The following is an 18,515-nucleotide window of genomic DNA, read 5'->3' as shown; positions in this document are numbered from 1 at the left end:
AATGTTGGCAATATTATGGTTAAGATTCCCTTCATAGATAAAGGTAGTAGTGCTATCATTTCATCTTATAGACGTTCAATTAGTCTATCAAAGATCTTATCTTGTTTAGGAATAATATTAACCTTATGTTTAATTTATATAAATTTAAATCCTATCAGTAATAATTCAAAATCAACGGAGGATAATAGTAGCAATAGTGCTTTTAATCCAAATGATAAAGATTATGAAATAAAAATTTCAAATTCAATTTTTAAGGGGTTCAATAAAAACTTAAATCCTTACCAGATTCAGACTGTGCAAGCAGTTAGGACTTTAGGTAATCAATATAAACTAGAAGAAATTAATGCTACATATAAAATAAATGACAACAAAGATTTAGTGATCAGTGCAAAAAATGGTATATTGAATGAGAGTAGTCACATATTAAAATTAGAAAATGATGTACAGTTTTTTTTAGGAGAAAGCACATTAAAAGCACAAGAAGCCCAACTGAATCTACTAAATAAAGAAACATATAGTAACACAGGGGTGGTATTATCTTATAAAAATTGTAAAATCACTTCTAATAATTTTAGTGCTACACATGATAATGATATTATAAATTTCAAAGGTAATGTATCGACGGTTATTGATGTATCGGATTTTTAGCATAATTTGCTGTGTATTGTTCTTTCTAATCATGAGTTTATCCGTAGCTTATGGGAAACATCCGTACTCAAAGCATTCGAGTATGGATAGATTATATATTCATTCTGACAATTTAGTAATTGATCAAACTAAGAATCAAGCTTGTTTTACAGGAGAGGTGATTTTGTGGTTTGATGATATGATGGTAAAAACAACTAATTTAGAAATTTTTTATAAAACAGTTGATAATAAAAAAACTATTGATTACATCTCCATACCGTCAAGATTGATTGCTAAGAGGAGTAATGGTCAAGAGTTACTAACTGCTACTTCTGCAAAATATTTTGTAGAAAGAAAAGAACTAGTACTGCTTGGTGATGTAATAGTACAGAATAAGGATGGTATTATAAAAACTGACAAACTAGTATATTATACGGAACTCAATAATATAGATTATAGCAAATCAAAAAATTAGTTATGTAAGAAATTTTTAAAGTATGCCGCATTTAATAATAGAGAAATTACAAGTAAGTAGTATTTCAAAATCTTATAATAAGAGAGTGATCCTAAACGACGTATCTCTTCAATTAAAAACAGGAGAAATAGTTGGTCTTTTTGGTCCAAACGGTGCAGGTAAAACTACCTGTTTTAGTATTATTATAGGACTTACCAAACCAGATAGTGGAGCATTATTTTATAATGATCATGATATTACTCATTTACCAATTTATTTAAGAGCTAGGTTTGGCTTTAGCTATCTTCCTCAAGAACCATCAATTTTTCGTGGGCTATCTGTAGGAGATAATATTAGATTAATGCTAGAGATTTTAGAAAATGACCAAGAAATTATCGAACAAAAAACATTAGATTTGCTTAAAGAATTTTCTATTCTTCATCTAAAAGACATGCCAGCAATAGGATTATCCGGCGGAGAAAGACGTAGGCTAGAAATCGCAAGAACAATAGCACTAGATCCCAAATTTATTATGCTTGACGAACCACTTGCAGGCATTGATCCGTTAGCAATTGAGGATCTTAAAAATTTAATTGTTCACTTACGTAACCGCAATATCGGCATCCTAATTACCGATCACAATGTTAGAGATACTCTTAATATAGTTGACAGAGCCTATGTTATTTACGAAGGAAAAGTCCTATTAGAAGGAACTCCACAAGAAATAGCCACAAGCTATCAAGTAAAGGAAGTATATCTAGGGCAATCTTTTTGTTTGTAATAATAGACCTTATATCTCTCTCTTGGTACTCTGCTCCTTACGTACATCATCGTCCGCTGCGGGTCAAGGTTTCGTGGCTTCTTTAAATCCTTGCACATAAACGAGTTTGCCAAAGAGATATATTTTTTCGTTCACTATTATGTCAACCTGATCAATACATGTTTTTTCTTACCTGCGGATATCTTAATAACCTGGTTGTCCTGCATAAAAGTTAAATCAACAACCATATTTTCGTCTTGGATTAATTGATTATTGATTTTTGCTCCAGCCCCTCTAATCAACCGACGCCCTTCGGATTTTGATTTAACAAGACCTGCTTCATAAAGTAATTCATATGCTGGAATACCTAGAGCTAACCTTCCCTGTTCTAGATAAATAGTTGGTAAATTGCAATCAATTTCTCCTTGTTCAAAAAGCTTGGTAGCTGTTTCTAAAGCTGTCATAGCCGCCTCTTTACCATGACAAAGTTTAGTTAAATTAAAGGCTAATTGCTTTTTGGCACTATTAATATCAGAGGTACTAAGCAAGATAAACTCTTGCATGGCATTTTCTCCTAACTCACTATATAATTTTGCGAACTTGACCACATCTTGATCTTCACAATTCCGCCAATATTGATAATAATCGTACGGGCTTAACATATCCTCATTTAGCCACACAGCTCCACCAATAGACTTGCCCATTTTGTTGCCAGAGGCAGTTGTTAATAAGGGCGTAGTCATACCAAAGACTTCATTACCTGTTAGTTTCCTTGTAAAATCAACGCCCATTACTATATTACCCCACTGGTCGCTACCACCTATTTGTAAAGAACAACCATATAGTTTATTTAAATAATAAAAATCGTAGGCTTGTAGTAACATATAATTAAATTCCAAGAAACTCATATGTTGCTCTCTCTCTAAACGTAATTTTACAGAGTCCATAGATAACATACGATTCACAGAAAAAAAACTACCAAAATTGCGAAGAAAATCTAAGTAATTTAACGATTCTAGCCAATTTGAATTATCAACTAATATTGCATCATTTTCCCCAGTACCAAATTTAATAAATTTTGATAATGATTTTTTTATACCTTCAGCATTTTGGGCAATTTCTTCTTTTGTTAAAGATTTCCTTGCCTCATCTTTACCAGTAGGATCACCAATTTTACTAGTTGCCCCTCCTAGGAGTACTATTGGTTTATGACCATATTGTTGCAATAAACGCAGTATCATAATTTGCATCAGACTACCTACATGTAAAGATTGTGCTGTACAATCAAAACCAATATAAGCAGATATTTTACTGTTTTTCATTAGCTCTGTTAGTTTTTCTAAATCAGTACATTGATATAGAAAACCTTTACTATCAAAATTTTTAATAAACATTTTTTAAACTAATTTTTTTTAATATTTATTATTATTTTGTAGCAGGATTGAAGGCCTCTACTTCAATTTTGCCACTCAGCTTTTATCCAAAAATTTTATCTAGAAACTTGATTTATCAATTCTTCAAGTTTTTGAAGTAGGTCAATATAGGAGCAGATATAAAAATAGATGAATATGTACCAACTATTATACCAAAAAACACTAATACACTAAAACTATAAATAGCTTCCCCACCAAATATTACCAAAGCTAGGTTTGCGAGTAAGGTTGTAACAACTGTTAGAATAGTCCTAGACAGAGTTTCATTAATACTCAGATTAATAATTTGTGGCATTACTTTCTTATGTGATTTGCGTAAATTTTCTCTGATTCTATCATAGATAACTACTGAATCATTCACAGAATAACCTATTATGGTAAGAATAGCAGCTATGGAGCTTAAATTGAAGTCTAGCCTCATTACACTCATAAAACCTAAGCTTAGTATGGCGTCATGTAACAAAGCTACAAGTATACCAAGCCCAAAATACCACTCAAATCTAACCCAAGTGTAAACCATTATGGCAAGAAACGAAAGAATTAGTGCTGTTATTCCTGATTTTATCAATTGAGTACCAACTTGTGGACCGACAAAATCTACTTTACGATACTCAAATTTATAAGGAAATTGGTTTTTTAAAGTTGATTTGATAAGCTCAATATTTTGCATTAAAGTATCTTCACTATTGCTGCCAACTCGTATTGACAAATCATGCTGATTACCAAAATTTTGCAATACTACTTCACCAATCTTAAGGTTATTAAGCACTTCACGCATTTTGGTTAAATCAGGGTCTTGATCAAGCCGCACTTCTATAACAATCCCACCAGCAAAATCAATACCAAAATTAAATTTGTAAATCCCTATCCAAATAATACTTACAAGAGATAAAATAATGGATATCGTATAACTTACTTTTTTAAATCTGATAAAGTCAAAGTTGATTTTATCAGGTAAAAGCCTTAATGGATATAATTGCATTATTGAATTCTTTAATTTATATACCGAGAGCTTGTCTATACAATTCTAAGATCGCATCTTGTTCAGCTAGCTTATTTCTATCAAGTTTTTTTAGTTTTAACACCGACTTCATGGCCTTGGTATCAAAGCCACTAGAGCTGGCTGCATCAAATATATCTTTTATTGCTTCAGATAATTCAGCTTTTTCTTGTTCAAGCCCTTCTATTTGATTTATATATTGTTCTAATTGTTCTTTAGCTATCACTTCTGTCATAAAATTAAAGTTTATTTTTTATCAAAAATTGTAATATGGCTAGTATATATTATTTTTATCAAGCCACTAAGTAGTTTATAGATAATTTTGCTATAAATACTAGAAAAATTTTTAGATTAGTTGTTACCCTCTTGAACGATCCTTATAAAAACAAAGAGCTATTAGGCTTGAAATAGCACAAGCAATTACATAATAAATAGATGAAGTAATAGTACCAGTTTTTTGTACAAGATATTCTAGTATTAAAGGTGTTGTACCACCAAAAATACTGGTTGCTGTATTATAAGACAATGATAAAGCAGTATTTCTGATATTGGTTGGATAGAATTCAGCTTGCAGTGCAGGTTCAGGACCAATATAACAAGCAGCTAAAATTGATAATACGATTTGAGATATAATTATAAAATAAAATTCTCCAGTTTCAATTACATTCATCAAAAAAGGAATAACTAAAATAATTACCAGTAAATTAATCACAAAAATTTTCTTTCGACCAATTACATCAGATAAATAGCCAGAACATAAAGTAACAATAGCCATGATTATATAACAATAATTAGCTAAATTGCTAACTTGGTCATCGGTAAAACCACGATTTATCCTCAAAAATGACATTAGATAAGTAGCTTGTAGATAGAATATTACTGAACCTGTAGAATTGATGAAGATTGATATTAACATATCAATCCAATATACAGAGATAACTTTTTTCAGAGGAGATTTTAAAATCCCACCATTTTCTTTTATACTTTGAAAACTAGGGGTTTCACTGGTATATTTTTTTATATAAAGTCCAGCAAATAAAATAAAAATTCCTAATAAAAATGGTATTCTCCACCCCCAATCATTAAATTGTTGTCCTGATAAAAGGCTTTGTATAAGCTGTGAAATGAGTGATCCAAATAATAGACCAATACAAATACTGGACATTGGTATACTGCCAGTAAAGCCACGATGTACCTTACCTGTATGTTCAATAGCAAATGCAATTGAGCCAGTAAGTACTCCGCCCATTGATAAACCTTGCAGCATCCGAAGTAGAATCATTAATATAGTTGCGGTAACACCTATATTGTCATAAGTTAGTAATATGCCAATTAGTGCCGTTGGCAGAGACATACAAAATATAGATGTACTTAAAGCAGTTTTTCTACCAAAACGATCTCCCAGTATCCCAAAAAATACCCCACCTATTGGTCTCATTAAATAACCGATAGCAAATACCAAAAAAGCATGCAATAAAGACGAGCTAGGAGTTGATCCAGGAAAGAACTTTGCTCCTATTATAGGAGCAAAGTAACCAAATAGTGCGTAATCATACCACTCAAATGCATTTGCTACACCGCTTGCAAAAACCAACTTACGTTTATTCATATTTTTTATTATTTCATTGGTGTCAAGGGTTAGAATGCTTATTAACCTCAATTTCGGATTAATGAAATTAATCCGAAATTGGAATGAGAGATGTTATTCCCTACAAACGATGTCATTTCTACTAGCCACTATGTCACCCCTGCGAAAGCAGGGGTCTAAAAATGCTCAACAATACTTCGAACTACTTTTTTTAGATACCAGCTTACGCTGGGATAACATCGAGGTTGCTTAAGTTGACACTTATGTGCTGTAGCTCGGATGACATCGTTAGACTTACTGCATAAGTCAATCTAGTTGGTGATTTTGTCGTCGAAACTCGCCTCCGCTCCTCACGTACGTCTGTGTACGCTGCGGTGCTCGGCTTCGTTTCTCCTAAAAATCCCTCAACTATCTTTGATTTATGCAGCAAGTCTGTTATAGAATTTTCTCTTCTAAATTCTTCAATTTTTTGCAGTATATATCAAAAATTTATTCCACTAATATGTTTGTACAGAAAATGTAAACAATCAAGCTTAAAGCGGTTTGACGCCTGCTTGTTAAATATTTCATTTGCTAATAACAGATCAGAATGCATTCGTGTCAGCCGCTTCAAGAATGCATTTTTCCTTATAACAAGCCTATTCGATATAAGAATTAACAATTCTTATATCGAATAGAGGTATTGCGAGTGCTTCTTCATGCAGTAGCTTTATCATTTTGTGTTATATTTCCTTTCTCAGAATATATTATAAACAATGTTGCAGGTATTATTATCAATGCTCCGTATAAAGTACTGTTTTCAGGGATTTCATTAAACACAAGATATCCAGCTGATGCTGAAATTATTAACTCTAAATATCTATAAGGGGCTGTGGCTGTGGCATCAACTAGAGAGAAAGCCTTTAATAAGAAAAATAAGATTAAACTACCCCCAGCTCCTAAGGTAAATAGCAAAATAAATTCTGAACTGGTAGGTGTTTGCCAATACATTATTGATGGTGGTATTGATACTAAAGATGTTACTAAAGCAGAATAAAATAGCATACTAATCATTGATTCTTTTACTACAAATTTCTTATTGATAATATCTAACATGGCAAAAGCTATAGCAGCTAAAACAAAAATCAATATCTGTGGATTAAAGTCACTAGCATGAGGTCTTAGGGTAATAACAATACCAATAAAACCAAATAAAGTTGCTGCCCATCTTTGCCAAATAATATTCTCATTTAAGAAAAACACTGCTAGCACTAGAGTAAATAAAGGTGTAGCAAGACTAATAACTGTAGCAGTAGTCACTGGGGCAATACTGAGACCATAAGTCCAAGACGTCATACCAAAAAACAATAAAACCCCTCTTGCAATATGTATAAAAGGACGATTAGTTGTAAGAGTCTGTTTCCCATAATATAAAATAAAAGGGATAAGAATTAAAGCACTAAAGAAAAAACGAAAACAAGCCACCTCAAAACTATGTAGCCTAAGTCCAAGATATTTTGCTGTTATGTCATTAGTTACACTACTTATCAAGCTTAATATAAACCAACCAATACCAACAAAATAAGTGTTTAATTTATTATTCATTGTATAGACCTTAATTCGTTATTTTTTTATATTTTTTGTATTAGTGTTTTCTATATTTAGTGTTATAGTGTCACTAATGTTAAACAAGTTTAAAAATCTTATTATCAATTTGATTTCCAAATAAGAAAGAATATATATATAATACAGCAATATATTTAAAGCAAGAAAAGGTTTATAGTTATGATAAAAGTCACGAAAAAATTTGGAATATTGTTATTGGTAAGTTGTGTAAGTATCTCTAGCTTTGCTAATTCTGATTTAACTAATAATGACTATGATGCCGATTATTATGAAAATGAAGGTAATCTTGTGTTTAAAATAAGAGGGGGGGGGATAAAATCTAGTGCAAAGCAAAAAGGCTTTCCTAAGGCTACCGCCGCAAGCCCAGTATCGATTGGTAATTTTGTTGAAAATGGTTACGGTTTTGATGCTTCTACATCAATATTCTTTGCTAGTAATGTTGCTGCAGAGTTATCTTTAGGTTTTAATGTATTACGTCCTAAAAATAATAGTTTAAAGAATGTGGCTTATAATTATGGTGGTAATCCAGTAGATGTTGGTAAGAGAAAAGATCTTTATATGATACCCCTGACTGTTACGGGACAATATCATATAGCTCCCTTTGGTGCTATTAGACCTTATGTTGGCGTTGGTTATCATGGAGCTTATATGTTCAGTAAATCTAAAGGATGTACCGTCAAAAATGGTCACGGTGCTGTATTACAGATCGGGGTTGACTTATATGCTAAGGATGATACATTGATTAACTTAGATGTAAGGCAGTATTTTCTTAAGACCAAAGTTGATTATAAAAATAGTTTAGTAAAACAACCTATATCATCTAAAGTAAGGTTTAATCCGTTAATGATTGCAGTAGGTATTGGTTTTTGGTTTTAGGCTTGCCTGACCTAATTAAACGAGAAATTGAAATAGTCTAAGATGTCTATTGTTGACTTATTAATTAGAAGAGACTATATCTTTTCTAGACATATCAATATTATATTATTAGTTTTTTACTATGAGTTCACAACAAAAATTACCTATACTGCCTAAAGCAACTGCTATTTGGTTGATTGATAATACTGCTTTAACGTTTAAGCAGATAGCTGATTTTTGTGGGGTTCATGAGCTTGAAATTAAAGGTATTGCTGATGGTGAAGTGTCTCAAGGTATTATGGGGTTAGATCCTATTGCTGGAGGACAATTAACTCAAGAAGAAATAATGCGTTGCACGAAAGATCCAAGTAGTAGTTTAAGACTTTTTGTGAGTAGTGCCTATGATTTGGTAAGTACAAAGAAAAAACAACAATCTAGATATACTCCTATTGCTAGACGTCAGGATAAACCAGACGCGATATATTGGTTACTTAAAAATTGTCCAGAAATTTTAGATAATCAAATTATAAAACTCGTTGGTACTACTAAGTCAACCATAGAAGCTATCCGTGATCGTAGTCACTGGAACATGAAAAACATTCGCCCACGTGATCCAGTTTTACTTGGAATTTGTAGTCAAGTAGAATTAGACAAGAGTATTGAGCAAGTACAGCTTTTATCTAAGCAAGAAAAAACTGTTAAAGAGTAAGTCTCAGGGCAATTTAAAAGCCGCGATCGGTAGTTGCTATAGACATGCCTGCAAAGGCTATGAGATATTATAGATTCCCGCCTATGCGGGAATGACCTACTCATGTTCCATGTAACAAATCCTCTATGCGGAAGTTGGGAGGATTTAAAATGGCATCTTTAGTCCAGGTGGCAAACCAATATTACCTAAAGCATCAGACATAGAGTTTTGTGAATCTTCATCGACCTTGCTTTTAGCATCGTTGAAAGCAGCAACAATTAAATCTTCCAATAATTCCTTCTCTGTTTCTTTAAGCAAAGAGGAATCAATAGAGACCTTTCGAACCTCTCCACGACCACTAACGGTAATATTTACTAACCCACCACCTGCTTTTCCAAAATATTCAGCATTTGCCATTTTTTCCTGCATTGCTTGCATTTTTTTCTGCATTGACTGAGCTTGTTTTAAAAATTGATTAAAATTTGTCATACTATGTACCTTTTAATTTTCTAACAAAATATCTGAGATTGTAACATTTGGAAAGTGTTGTGTTAAAATTTTCCAATCTTGACTTGATTTTACTTTATTTAGCAATTGTTCTTTAAGAGTGATTATTTTTAACTGTTTTGTAATGATAACATTCCAAGTTTTTCCTGACCAAGCAAATAATAAATTAGTAATTTGTTCTTTTATTTTTGTGTTGAGATCGCTTCCAGCAATTTCTATAGTTTGAAGAACAAAAGATTTTAACTCCACTTGGTTTAGTAATCTGTAATAAACTTCCATCTCATTATGCAAATGTAAAAACTCAAGAAAACCGGTAATTTGATAGTTCTTAGTTGATTGTTGTAATACCGGTTGTTCTAGTTGCTCCCCATCATTATATTCCACTAATTCTTCTAGCGATGGTAACATCTGGGAGTAAATAGATTTTATCACCAGCATTTCAGCTTCTATCAATTGATTATGTGAAGTTTTCATCTCTATAATTCCTTTACTATATATTTGCCAAATAATAGATAATTGAGAAAGAGTAATTTTTGTTAGAATATTTGTAACATTATCATTAAAAGATACATATATAGGATTTTGATAATTAGGTAATATCTTTATTTTACTAAGATAGGCAGTAAAATCAGCAACTAATGCTACAAAAGTTTCTAAATTTGCTGAAGACATATAGAGATTGTTTACTAAATCAATAGATTTAGCAGCATCTTTTTGAATAATATATTCAAAAAACTTAACTATACTAGCTGTATCCACCAAACCAAGTATTTGATAAACGATTTCAGGAGTGATCAAGTCTCCTGCTGCCAAGCTTGTTGCTTGGTCTAGTACTGAAACTGCATCTCTAGCTGAACCATCAGATCTAGATGCAATTATTCTAAGAGCCTCTATCTCAACGTTTAACTGTTCTTTTTTAGCGATGGACTGAAGCAATTGAAAAATCTCATCAAATGTTAGCCTCCTTAAATCATATCGCTGACATCTAGAAATTACGGTTAATGGAATTTTTTGTGGTTCAGTAGTAGCAAATATAAATATTACATGTGCTGGTGGTTCTTCAAGGATTTTAAGTAGAGCGTTGAATGCACCTTTAGATAGCATATGAACTTCATCAATTATGAAGATACTGTACCTAGCGATTAGCGGCTTATATTCACTACTTTCTATTATTTTACGGATATCATCAACACTTGTCTTGCTAGCAGCATCAATTTCAATTATATCGGGATGGTTATTTTTATTAAAACTGCTACAATTCTGACAACTCTCACAAGGTTTAATACTATCACCTTCAACTATCAGATTGGTACAATTAATAGTTTTAGCGATAATACGTGCTGAAGTAGTTTTGCCAACACCCCTAATACCAGTAAGAAGATAACCTTGAGATATACGATTTTTTAGAATAGTATAGCTTAAAATTTTTGTTAAAACTTCTTGTCCGTATAGCTCAGAGAAATTAGTAGGGCGATATTTTCTAGCAAAATTAATATATTGGTCAGTTGTTTTTGTCACTATGGTATATTCACAAAAATATGATCTACTCAAATGATTTCAAATCCAATTCTTGAAAACAGAAGAGTATGCTAGTAATGACCCACTAGAGACTATTTTGGCTGCTTCCTTTCGAACCTGACCACCTGAACAGCACCAATGCCCACTACTAGCACATGATAAAATAGTTCTTTTATCATCTAGAGGCAAGTTATTTAAGTGGCTAAATTGTATTTTTTTTCTATATCGTTTTTTGTCAGTCTACTTGGTGTTCCGAATATGTCTGGATTCTTAAGCTTAAATAAATCATCATCAAATTTTTGTACTTTTGCAATATGATTAAATATCATCGTAATAACATTTTCATCTTCAAGTATTTCTAGCTTTTTTATTTGTTTAGTTTTTTTATCAAAGGTAATCTGACTACGCCGCTCTGATAAAGTATGATAAATAGTAATTTTAAACATATTATCTTGATCTATTACTGACTCAATTTTGAAATATTTATCAAAATCTATACTATCTTCTAATAAAAAATTAAATACATTCTCCTCTGCCTTAATACGACTTACATGTTTCATATCATAATCATACACGGAAACATAATTAGTATTACCAATAACTACCAAAGGGAATGGTGGGTAATAATTACATCGAAACTTAGAAGGCTTATTTATTAATAACTTACCTTCAGCTTTATTCCCTGCTGAATCCTCTTGGCTAAAGTCCACAGCCATGGATTTTATTTCACGTAAATATATTTTAAGTTGATCAATAGCTTTGTTATCAAAAGGTCTATTCTCTAATATTAGAGCTCTAGCAGAATTCGCTTCTACTAGGGAATTTGTAGGAGGATCGGAACGCAGAACCGTAGCGTACTCTAGTGTACGTGAGGATTCGAGTCTAGTCCCGACGCCCAAATTACCAGTAGAAGTAGAGTTATGCAAGAACTCTACTTCAGCATAGGCTATGGTTAGAAACCAATAAATGGCAATAATACCTTTACAAAGCCAGCTCATCTTTTATACCTAATATGTGTTATATTTTGTTTTGCTGCTTTAAGTGTATTCTTTAGCAAATAAGCGACAGTCATTGGTCCAACACCACCTGGAACTGGGGTTATATATCTCACTTTATCAACAACATTGGTAAAATCAACGTCTCCTACCATCTTGTCGCTATTAGGAAGTTTACTAATACCAACGTCAATCACTATAGATTGAGGGTTAAAATATTCTTCTGTTAATGTCAAAGGGGATCCGGTAGCTGATATTACTATGTCAGCACGGGAAGTTATAGAACTTAAATTTTGAGTTCTTGAATGGCATATCGTCACAGTACAATCTTCTCTAAGTAATAAAGCTGATAATGGTTTACCTACAATATTAGAACGCCCTATAACTACAGCATTTTTTCCAGCTAAATTTTTCTCAATGTGTTTAAGTAATTCAATGCAACCAAGAGCCGTGCAAGGTATAAAGCCATTGCCTGAGTTACTATGTAGATAACCAACATTTATAGGATGGAAACCATCGACATCTTTGCTAGGATCGATGGCAGATAAGATTAAATTTTTATTGATATGTTCAGGTAGAGGAAGTTGTACGATAATTCCAGAAATATTTGAATCATTGTTGAGCATGCTGATTTCATGCAGCATATGGTCAATATCAATTTCACTGGGCAAATTTATTTGCAAAGCGTTCATACCAATTGCTCCTGCTGCTTTGATCTTATTTCTTACATATATACTACTAGCTGGGTTATCACCCACTAGTATAATAGCAAGAGTTGGTACTAACTTATGTTGCTCCTTGATTAAATTAATCTCTGCCCTTAACTTAGATAATATTTGTTCTGCAACATATTTACCATTGATTATATTACTACGTTCATTCACTATTTATGCACTCCTTTGGTAGTTGAATATTCGAAGTGTAAGGCCTTACCCTCAAATACCCTGCCATAGGCGTGATGTAGGCTGCTAGCTGCTTCGGCAAAACCAGTAAGAATTAATTTTAATTTTGCCGGATAACTAGCAATATCGCCAATTGCATAAATGCCTGAAATATTTGTTTCAAAATATGAAGGTTCTACAATTATATGATTAGTTTTGAGATTTAATCCCCAATTTTTTATCGGACCAAGTTCTTGGCTAAGTCCAAAAAATGGCAATAATATATTTGCTGGTAAGGTGCGAATATTCCCTTCAAAATCCTTTACTCCGATTGCTTCTAGGATACCATCTTTTCCTACTAAATGCTCTAGTTGATAATTAATTACCAACTCAATTTTGCCACTATTTGCTAGTTCTTTGAGTTGCCTTATACTTTCATTCGCTGCCCGAAATCTCTCACGCCTATGCACTAAATATATTTTTTTAGCAATTTCAGATAGTGATATTGCCCAGTCTACAGCCGAATCGCCTCCACCAGCTATTACAATTTCTTTGTTGGCAAAACTATTGCGGTTATTGATAAAATAAAATACTGATTTTCCCTCAAATGCTTCTATATTAGGTAATGGAGGTCTATTAGGTCCAAAAGAACCGCATCCAGCAGCTATAATAATAACTTTAGCAGTAATTATGGTGTCTTTAGAAGTGGTAATTTGGAATTGCCCCTCTTCTTTTTCCAACTGCACTACTTGCTGATTTAGATGATAAACTGGATTAAACGGTTGTGCTTGCAGTGCCAATTGTGCTATCAACTCTTCTGCCATAATTTTAGGATATGCTGGTATGTCATATATAGGTTTCTCTGGGTAAAGTTGGCTACATTGCCCTCCTATTATCTCCTGCGAGTCAACAACATGGCAACGCATACCAAGCATCCCAGCTTGGAAAATAGCAAATAGACCAACTGGACCTGCACCAATTATTATAATATCAGTGTTGTGCATAAAATAAAATTTTTATAAATAAAAAAATAGTCAAACTCTTAACGATACCGGGATTTTATGTTAGAATGGATAAATAATCAACTAATCAGTTTAAATTAATTTTGTATCATGATAAATTTTTATTTAGTTATCAATATTTTGTTTATTGGTTTAATGATCTATTTATTACTTAAAAATGTAAATATTTTTGTCAAACTCTTAGTGCTAAATAGTTTAACTAGTATAATAACCTTATTCATTTGTTTTCTTGGTTCATTTAAAATGAATAATTGTTATCTAGACATTGCTATAATTTATTTTCTCTTAAGTTTTATAGCAAGTGGAGCATATTTAAAGTATTTTATCAATCAATCTAATAATGTGATGTGATGGAAAAACAAATAATAATATTGGGTTGTGGTTTCAGTGGTATGCTTACGGCATTATCGTTTGCGAAAGAGGATATTAAGACTACCATCCTTGAGTATCAATCGATAAATTCTGATAATTTTTGTACTGATATCAGAACGACCGCCTTAACCCCTGCTTCTATGCAGTTTCTAAGAGGCCTTAATGTATGGTTTGAGATTGAGAAGATAGCTAGCAAAATGTTGGACGTCTATGTTGTTGATAATAAAGCACCAGAAATGCTATGTATGTCAAATATTAAGGGAAATGATGCATTAGGTTATATAGTAAAAAATAGTGAATTTAAAAAAATATTACTAGCAAATGTTAGAAAAAACCCTTTGATTAAGGTAATTGATCAGTGTGATTATAAAAAAGTTGATAGTAAACCTGATCATTCAACCATATATCTAGATGACAATAAGACTATGAATAGTGACTTATTGATTGTTTGTGATGGACGTAATTCTAAAGTTCGTCAATATTATTTTTTTAATAAAATAGAGAAAACCTATAACCAAATCGCCTTAACGTTTGATATTAAGCATGAGAAAGATCACGAAAATTGTGCTATTGAACATTTTATGCCATCTGGTCCTTTTGCCATTTTACCTCTCAGAGACCAAAAGGTCTCATCTATAATATGGACTACTGGGCAAGAGCAGGCTGCATTATTGATGAGCTTACCAAAGGAAGAATTTGAGTATTTAGTAAGTAAAAATTGTGGGAATTCTTTAGGGTCTATTGCTTTAGATAGTACTATTAGCTCTTTTCCTTTAAAGGCTCGTATAGCTAGTAAATATTTTTATAATAAAATAGCAGTTGTGGCAGATAGTGCCCATACAATTCATCCTCTAGCTGGTCAGGCTTTGAATCAAGGAATAAAGGATATTGAAACTTTAACTCAATTAGTGGCTAGTAGTGGTATAAGTACAGGAATGCTAGAACGATATCAAAAATTAAGACAAAATGATAATTTTCATATGTATATGATTACTGAAAGCTTAAATAGTATTTTCTCAAACCATTCAAAACCCTTGTGGTATCTAAGACGTTTGGGGCTTAAAGCTATTGATAATATACAGCCTATTAAGAATTTGTTAGTAGAGTATGCCATGGGTCGTAGATAAAATGAAAAATATCTTACTATTTTGCCAAATAAATACTCTAGGGGGATTGAAATGAATTTTTTTGATGACAGAGAACTAGCATTGCGATTTAAAAATAATGCTGTTAGTTCTAAAGAACGGTTTTGGTATTTTATGATAAGGTTGATAATTGGGATAGTAATATTAAAATTACCATTAAATGTACAAGTGGATGTATATAAGATAGTGTTATCTTTGGGTTGTGCGGTTATTGGAACAATTATATGTTATAATACTAATAAAGCTGGTGATGACAAAGAGTTTATAGAAAGATGTATTTGTATTGGATTTCCAGTAATGATACGAACGTTAGTTTATTTAACACCTGCATTAATTATCTTCTTGGTATTATTATTACCTAGAGAAGTATTTATTTTTAAAGAGATGATAATTGAGGTCATATGGGAACTCGTTTGGTCGTTCTGTTATTATTGGAGGCTAAATTCGGCCATCAGGATAGCGGCAAATTAGGTTGAGGATTAAAAGTGGCTCTAATATAATTATAAAAAAAGTTCAAAATACCAGTTGACAGGATGGTAGATTTTGCATATAATTACTCCTACGAAAAGACGAACATTAATTGTTCGTAGCTGTTTTTAAAAGTAAATAATCAGATATAGGTAGTGACAGCAAAATGTACTTATCACTAAAAGTGATAAATTAAACCTGTCAATTTTTTGAATAAAAAGTAGACAGAATCAAACTTGAGAGTTTGATCCTGGCTCAGAACGAACGCTTTCGGTATGCTTAACACATGCAAGTTGAACGGATTAATTTAGGGCTTGCTCTGAATTAGTTAGTAGCAAACGGGTGAGTAACACGTGGGAATCTGCCCATCAGTACGGAATAACACTTAGAAATAAATGCTAATACCGTATATTCTCTTCGGAGGAAAGATTTATCGCTGATGGATGAGCCCGCGTCAGATTAGGTAGTTGGTAGGGTAATGGCCTACCAAGCCAACGATCTGTAGCTGGTCTGAGAGGATGATCAGCCACACTGGGACTGAGACACGGCCCAGACTCCTACGGGAGGCAGCAGTGGGGAATATTGGACAATGGGCGAAAGCCTGATCCAGCAATACCGAGTGGGTGACGAAGGCCTTAGGGTTGTAAAGCCCTTTTCAGCAGGGAAGATAATGACGGTACCTGACCAAGAAAGCCCCGGCTAACTCCGTGCCAGCAGCCGCGGTAAGACGGAGGGGGCTAGCGTTGTTCGGAATTACTGGGCGTAAAGAGTGCGTAGGCGGTTTAGTAAGTTGGAAGTGAAAGCCCGAGGCTTAACCTCGGAACTGCTTTCAAAACTACTAATCTAGAGTGTAGTAGGGGATGATGGAATTCCTAGTGTAGAGGTGAAATTCTTAGATATTAGGAGGAACACCGGTGGCGAAGGCGGTCATCTAGGCTACAACTGACGCTGATGCACGAAAGCGTGGGGAGCAAACAGGATTAGATACCCTGGTAGTCCACGCCGTAAACGATGAGTGCTAGATATCGGGAGAATTTCTTTCGGTTTCGTAGCTAACGCATTAAGCACTCCGCCTGGGGAATACGGTCGCAAGATTAAAACTCAAAGGAATTGACGGGGGCTCGCACAAGCGGTGGAGCATGCGGTTTAATTCGATGTTACGCGAAAAACCTTACCAACCCTTGACATGGTGGTCGCGGGAAGCAGAGATGCATCCCTTCAGTTCGGCTGGACCACACACAGGTGTTGCATGGCTGTCGTCAGCTCGTGTCGTGAGATGTTGGGTTAAGTCCCGCAACGAGCGCAACCCTCATTCTTATTTGCCAGCGGGTAATGCCGGGAACTATAAGGAAACTGCCGGTGATAAGCCGGAGGAAGGTGGGGACGATGTCAAGTCATCATGGCCCTTATGGGTTGGGCTACACGCGTGCTACAATGGTATCCACAGAGGGAAGCAAGACGGTGGACGTGGAGCAAATCCCTAAAAGATATCTCAGTTCGGATTGCTCTCTGCAACTCGAGAGCATGAAGTTGGAATCGCTAGTAATCGCGGATCAGCATGCCGCGGTGAATACGTTCTCGGGCCTTGTACACACTGCCCGTCACGCCATGGGAGTTGGTTTTACCTGAAGGTGGTGAGCTAACGTAAGAGGCAGCCAACCACGGTAAAATTAGCGACTGGGGTGAAGTCGTAACAAGGTAGCCGTAGGGGAACCTGCGGCTGGATTACCTCCTTTAAAGACTTAACATAGCAAATATTACTTTTATAATATTTGCCTAAGTTCGACTTTCGCTGTCACTACCTTTAACTGATTGTTTATGAAGCTTTTAAAAACAGCTCTTTCTTTAAGTATTTTTTTATATTCACCAAGCCTAGCAAAATAAATATTTCCCAATATATATACTTGATGAATTTTAAGAGTTGGTTAGTTAGGCGTACGGGTGACGAGCGAACGAAACGTAGTCAAACCATTATTCCTACGTGACTTATCTTCGAGATGGATAGGATCAAAATTGTGCCATAAAACGAGGTTAGTATGCGGTGTATGGGATAGAAAATTAAATTTTCTTTACTGACTACATTTTATCATTTTGCAGATTTTGTCATTTGGGGCATTGTTAGATCAAATAAATTGAATAAATGTTGCTGAATAGACGTTAATTTTGATAATCTTGCTACTTTACAACCTTTGATAGTGTAATATAAAAAACATATTTTCCCAACTCTCTTAATGCTTCCTCAATGGTCACATTATATTTACCATCCTTAGTTACTCCACGACCCTGTTTCAACTTATTTTTCATGTAGTGCCATATTTTTAATGCCAACATACAGACAAATACATGTCCCTTTGTTCTATTAGACCTTATATCTTAAAAAAATCGGCCTTACTTCGAGTAATCCCGTCTTCATACTGCTAAAATTCGATTCTACTTCATGTAAATTATGGTAAGCTTTATCAACCAATTCTTTACTCATCAGTTTAATTTCAATCTGTGTTTCAATCACATAACAACCATCAAGAGCAAATAACTCTTTTTTCTTATCTTGATCAATTTCCTATTTGGTTGCTGTCTAATTTTAGGTTGATAAATTT

19 protein-coding genes, 1 rRNA gene and 1 other RNA gene are annotated in these 18,515 nt (G+C 33.6%); 9 read left to right on the top strand and 12 right to left on the bottom strand.

The features are described 5' to 3' along the window. Positions 1–15: 15 nt before the first annotated feature. The 3 genes from lptC to lptB all read left to right on the top strand — a co-directional run bounded on the left by lptC (position 16) and on the right by lptB (position 1,862). A complete protein-coding gene (gene lptC, locus AAHM80_RS01000) occupies positions 16–648 on the top strand; it encodes an LPS export ABC transporter periplasmic protein LptC (RefSeq protein ID WP_342260019.1) in 633 nt (210 codons plus the stop codon). Positions 649–730: 82 nt separating this feature from the next. Continuing rightward, positions 731–1,102, top strand: coding sequence for an LptA/OstA family protein (locus tag AAHM80_RS00995; protein ID WP_342260018.1), 372 nt, complete (start codon positions 731–733; stop codon positions 1,100–1,102). A 22-nt stretch (positions 1,103–1,124) separates the two neighbouring features. Then, on the top strand, positions 1,125–1,862 hold the full coding sequence (lptB, locus tag AAHM80_RS00990) for an LPS export ABC transporter ATP-binding protein (RefSeq protein WP_375331938.1): 738 nt from the start codon (positions 1,125–1,127) through the stop codon (positions 1,860–1,862). A 137-nt stretch (positions 1,863–1,999) separates the two neighbouring features. Here the strand turns inward: lptB and tyrS are convergent, their stop codons facing one another. The 5 genes from tyrS to AAHM80_RS00965 form a co-directional block, all read right to left on the bottom strand. Beyond that, on the bottom strand, positions 2,000–3,235 hold the full coding sequence (gene tyrS, locus AAHM80_RS00985; RefSeq protein WP_342260017.1) for a tyrosine--tRNA ligase: 1,236 nt from the start codon (positions 3,233–3,235) through the stop codon (positions 2,000–2,002). A 115-nt stretch (positions 3,236–3,350) separates the two neighbouring features. Beyond that, entirely contained in the window at positions 3,351–4,256 is a 906-nt protein-coding gene (secF, locus tag AAHM80_RS00980) for a protein translocase subunit SecF (protein ID WP_341748163.1), read from the bottom strand. Positions 4,257–4,272: 16 nt separating this feature from the next. Next, entirely contained in the window at positions 4,273–4,509 is a 237-nt protein-coding gene (locus AAHM80_RS00975; protein WP_341751598.1) for a DUF2312 domain-containing protein, read from the bottom strand. Between the two features lie 123 nt (positions 4,510–4,632). Next, on the bottom strand, positions 4,633–5,883 hold the full coding sequence (locus tag AAHM80_RS00970) for an MFS transporter (protein WP_342260016.1): 1,251 nt from the start codon (positions 5,881–5,883) through the stop codon (positions 4,633–4,635). A gap of 675 nt (positions 5,884–6,558) precedes the next feature. After that, on the bottom strand, positions 6,559–7,446 hold the full coding sequence (locus tag AAHM80_RS00965) for a DMT family transporter (RefSeq protein WP_342260015.1): 888 nt from the start codon (positions 7,444–7,446) through the stop codon (positions 6,559–6,561). Positions 7,447–7,626: 180 nt separating this feature from the next. Between AAHM80_RS00965 and AAHM80_RS00960 the strand changes: the two genes are divergently transcribed. Then, the gene (locus AAHM80_RS00960) at positions 7,627–8,343 is read left to right on the top strand and encodes an OmpW family outer membrane protein (RefSeq protein WP_342260014.1); all 717 of its coding nucleotides are present in this window, start codon (positions 7,627–7,629) and stop codon (positions 8,341–8,343) included. 121 nt (positions 8,344–8,464) lie between these two features. Continuing rightward, positions 8,465–9,031 (top strand): cell cycle transcriptional regulator TrcR, encoded by a 567-nt coding sequence (locus AAHM80_RS00955; protein ID WP_342260013.1) that lies wholly within the window; start codon positions 8,465–8,467, stop codon positions 9,029–9,031. 144 nt (positions 9,032–9,175) lie between these two features. Here the strand turns inward: AAHM80_RS00955 and AAHM80_RS00950 are convergent, their stop codons facing one another. The 6 genes from AAHM80_RS00950 to AAHM80_RS00920 all read right to left on the bottom strand — a co-directional run bounded on the left by AAHM80_RS00950 (position 9,176) and on the right by AAHM80_RS00920 (position 13,915). Then, a complete protein-coding gene (locus AAHM80_RS00950) occupies positions 9,176–9,499 on the bottom strand; it encodes a YbaB/EbfC family nucleoid-associated protein (protein ID WP_341761546.1) in 324 nt (107 codons plus the stop codon). A gap of 12 nt (positions 9,500–9,511) precedes the next feature. Further along, positions 9,512–11,038, bottom strand: a complete 1,527-nt coding sequence (dnaX, locus tag AAHM80_RS00945) for a DNA polymerase III subunit gamma/tau (RefSeq protein WP_342260389.1) — start codon at positions 11,036–11,038, stop codon at positions 9,512–9,514. A gap of 59 nt (positions 11,039–11,097) precedes the next feature. Continuing rightward, an RNA gene (ffs, locus tag AAHM80_RS00940) (signal recognition particle sRNA small type) lies at positions 11,098–11,193 on the bottom strand. A 36-nt stretch (positions 11,194–11,229) separates the two neighbouring features. Then, positions 11,230–12,033, bottom strand: a complete 804-nt coding sequence (locus AAHM80_RS00935) for an outer-membrane lipoprotein carrier protein LolA (RefSeq protein WP_410521505.1) — start codon at positions 12,031–12,033, stop codon at positions 11,230–11,232. After that, positions 12,030–12,914: a bifunctional 5,10-methylenetetrahydrofolate dehydrogenase/5,10-methenyltetrahydrofolate cyclohydrolase gene (locus tag AAHM80_RS00925; protein WP_342260012.1), complete on the bottom strand. Its 885-nt coding sequence runs from the start codon at positions 12,912–12,914 to the stop codon at positions 12,030–12,032. Before AAHM80_RS00925 ends, AAHM80_RS00935 begins: the two co-directional genes overlap by 4 nt. Continuing rightward, the gene (locus tag AAHM80_RS00920) at positions 12,914–13,915 is read right to left on the bottom strand and encodes an NAD(P)/FAD-dependent oxidoreductase (protein ID WP_342260011.1); all 1,002 of its coding nucleotides are present in this window, start codon (positions 13,913–13,915) and stop codon (positions 12,914–12,916) included. Before AAHM80_RS00920 ends, AAHM80_RS00925 begins: the two co-directional genes overlap by 1 nt. Positions 13,916–14,023: 108 nt before the next feature. Between AAHM80_RS00920 and AAHM80_RS00915 the strand changes: the two genes are divergently transcribed. From AAHM80_RS00915 to AAHM80_RS00900, 4 genes are all read left to right on the top strand, one after another. Then, positions 14,024–14,284 carry a monovalent cation/H+ antiporter complex subunit F gene (locus AAHM80_RS00915; protein WP_341748154.1) on the top strand — a complete coding sequence of 87 codons (261 nt, stop codon included), beginning with the start codon at positions 14,024–14,026 and terminating at the stop codon, positions 14,282–14,284. Beyond that, the gene (locus AAHM80_RS00910) at positions 14,284–15,432 is read left to right on the top strand and encodes an FAD-dependent monooxygenase (protein ID WP_342260010.1); all 1,149 of its coding nucleotides are present in this window, start codon (positions 14,284–14,286) and stop codon (positions 15,430–15,432) included. The genes AAHM80_RS00915 and AAHM80_RS00910 overlap by 1 nt, the downstream gene beginning before the upstream one ends. A gap of 21 nt (positions 15,433–15,453) precedes the next feature. Continuing rightward, on the top strand, positions 15,454–15,921 hold the full coding sequence (locus tag AAHM80_RS00905; RefSeq protein WP_342260009.1) for a hypothetical protein: 468 nt from the start codon (positions 15,454–15,456) through the stop codon (positions 15,919–15,921). A gap of 229 nt (positions 15,922–16,150) precedes the next feature. Then, positions 16,151–17,654, top strand: a 16S ribosomal RNA gene (locus tag AAHM80_RS00900). 439 nt (positions 17,655–18,093) lie between these two features. On the opposite strand, the gene AAHM80_RS00895 is transcribed toward AAHM80_RS00900, so the two are convergent. Continuing rightward, the gene (locus AAHM80_RS00895; RefSeq protein ID WP_342259441.1) at positions 18,094–18,249 is read right to left on the bottom strand and encodes a hypothetical protein; all 156 of its coding nucleotides are present in this window, start codon (positions 18,247–18,249) and stop codon (positions 18,094–18,096) included. Positions 18,250–18,515 lie beyond the last annotated feature (266 nt).

It is taken from the genome of Candidatus Tisiphia endosymbiont of Metellina segmentata (genome assembly GCF_964030715.1).
Classification (GTDB): domain Bacteria; phylum Pseudomonadota; class Alphaproteobacteria; order Rickettsiales; family Rickettsiaceae; genus Tisiphia.
This window is presented reverse-complemented; position numbering and strand designations above follow the sequence as displayed.

Excerpts from the sequence above, each read along its gene's own strand:
- AAHM80_RS00995 (WP_342260018.1), top strand. The coding sequence starts at position 731 with ATGGATAGATTATATATTCATTCTGACAATTTAGTAATTGATCAAACT.
- AAHM80_RS00960 (WP_342260014.1), top strand. The coding sequence starts at position 7,627 with ATGATAAAAGTCACGAAAAAATTTGGAATATTGTTATTGGTAAGTTGT.
- AAHM80_RS00965 (WP_342260015.1), bottom strand. The coding sequence starts at position 7,446 with ATGAATAATAAATTAAACACTTATTTTGTTGGTATTGGTTGGTTTATA.
- AAHM80_RS00895 (WP_342259441.1), bottom strand. The coding sequence starts at position 18,249 with ATGTTGGCATTAAAAATATGGCACTACATGAAAAATAAGTTGAAACAG.
- AAHM80_RS00935 (WP_410521505.1), bottom strand. The coding sequence starts at position 12,033 with ATGAGCTGGCTTTGTAAAGGTATTATTGCCATTTATTGGTTTCTAACC.
- AAHM80_RS00955 (WP_342260013.1), top strand. The coding sequence starts at position 8,465 with ATGAGTTCACAACAAAAATTACCTATACTGCCTAAAGCAACTGCTATT.
- AAHM80_RS00915 (WP_341748154.1), top strand. The coding sequence starts at position 14,024 with ATGATAAATTTTTATTTAGTTATCAATATTTTGTTTATTGGTTTAATG.
- AAHM80_RS00910 (WP_342260010.1), top strand. The coding sequence starts at position 14,284 with ATGGAAAAACAAATAATAATATTGGGTTGTGGTTTCAGTGGTATGCTT.
- AAHM80_RS00920 (WP_342260011.1), bottom strand. The coding sequence starts at position 13,915 with ATGCACAACACTGATATTATAATAATTGGTGCAGGTCCAGTTGGTCTA.
- AAHM80_RS00950 (WP_341761546.1), bottom strand. The coding sequence starts at position 9,499 with ATGACAAATTTTAATCAATTTTTAAAACAAGCTCAGTCAATGCAGAAA.
- lptC (WP_342260019.1), top strand. The coding sequence starts at position 16 with ATGGTTAAGATTCCCTTCATAGATAAAGGTAGTAGTGCTATCATTTCA.
- AAHM80_RS00975 (WP_341751598.1), bottom strand. The coding sequence starts at position 4,509 with ATGACAGAAGTGATAGCTAAAGAACAATTAGAACAATATATAAATCAA.
- secF (WP_341748163.1), bottom strand. The coding sequence starts at position 4,256 with ATGCAATTATATCCATTAAGGCTTTTACCTGATAAAATCAACTTTGAC.
- lptB (WP_375331938.1), top strand. The coding sequence starts at position 1,125 with ATGCCGCATTTAATAATAGAGAAATTACAAGTAAGTAGTATTTCAAAA.
- tyrS (WP_342260017.1), bottom strand. The coding sequence starts at position 3,235 with ATGTTTATTAAAAATTTTGATAGTAAAGGTTTTCTATATCAATGTACT.
- AAHM80_RS00970 (WP_342260016.1), bottom strand. The coding sequence starts at position 5,883 with ATGAATAAACGTAAGTTGGTTTTTGCAAGCGGTGTAGCAAATGCATTT.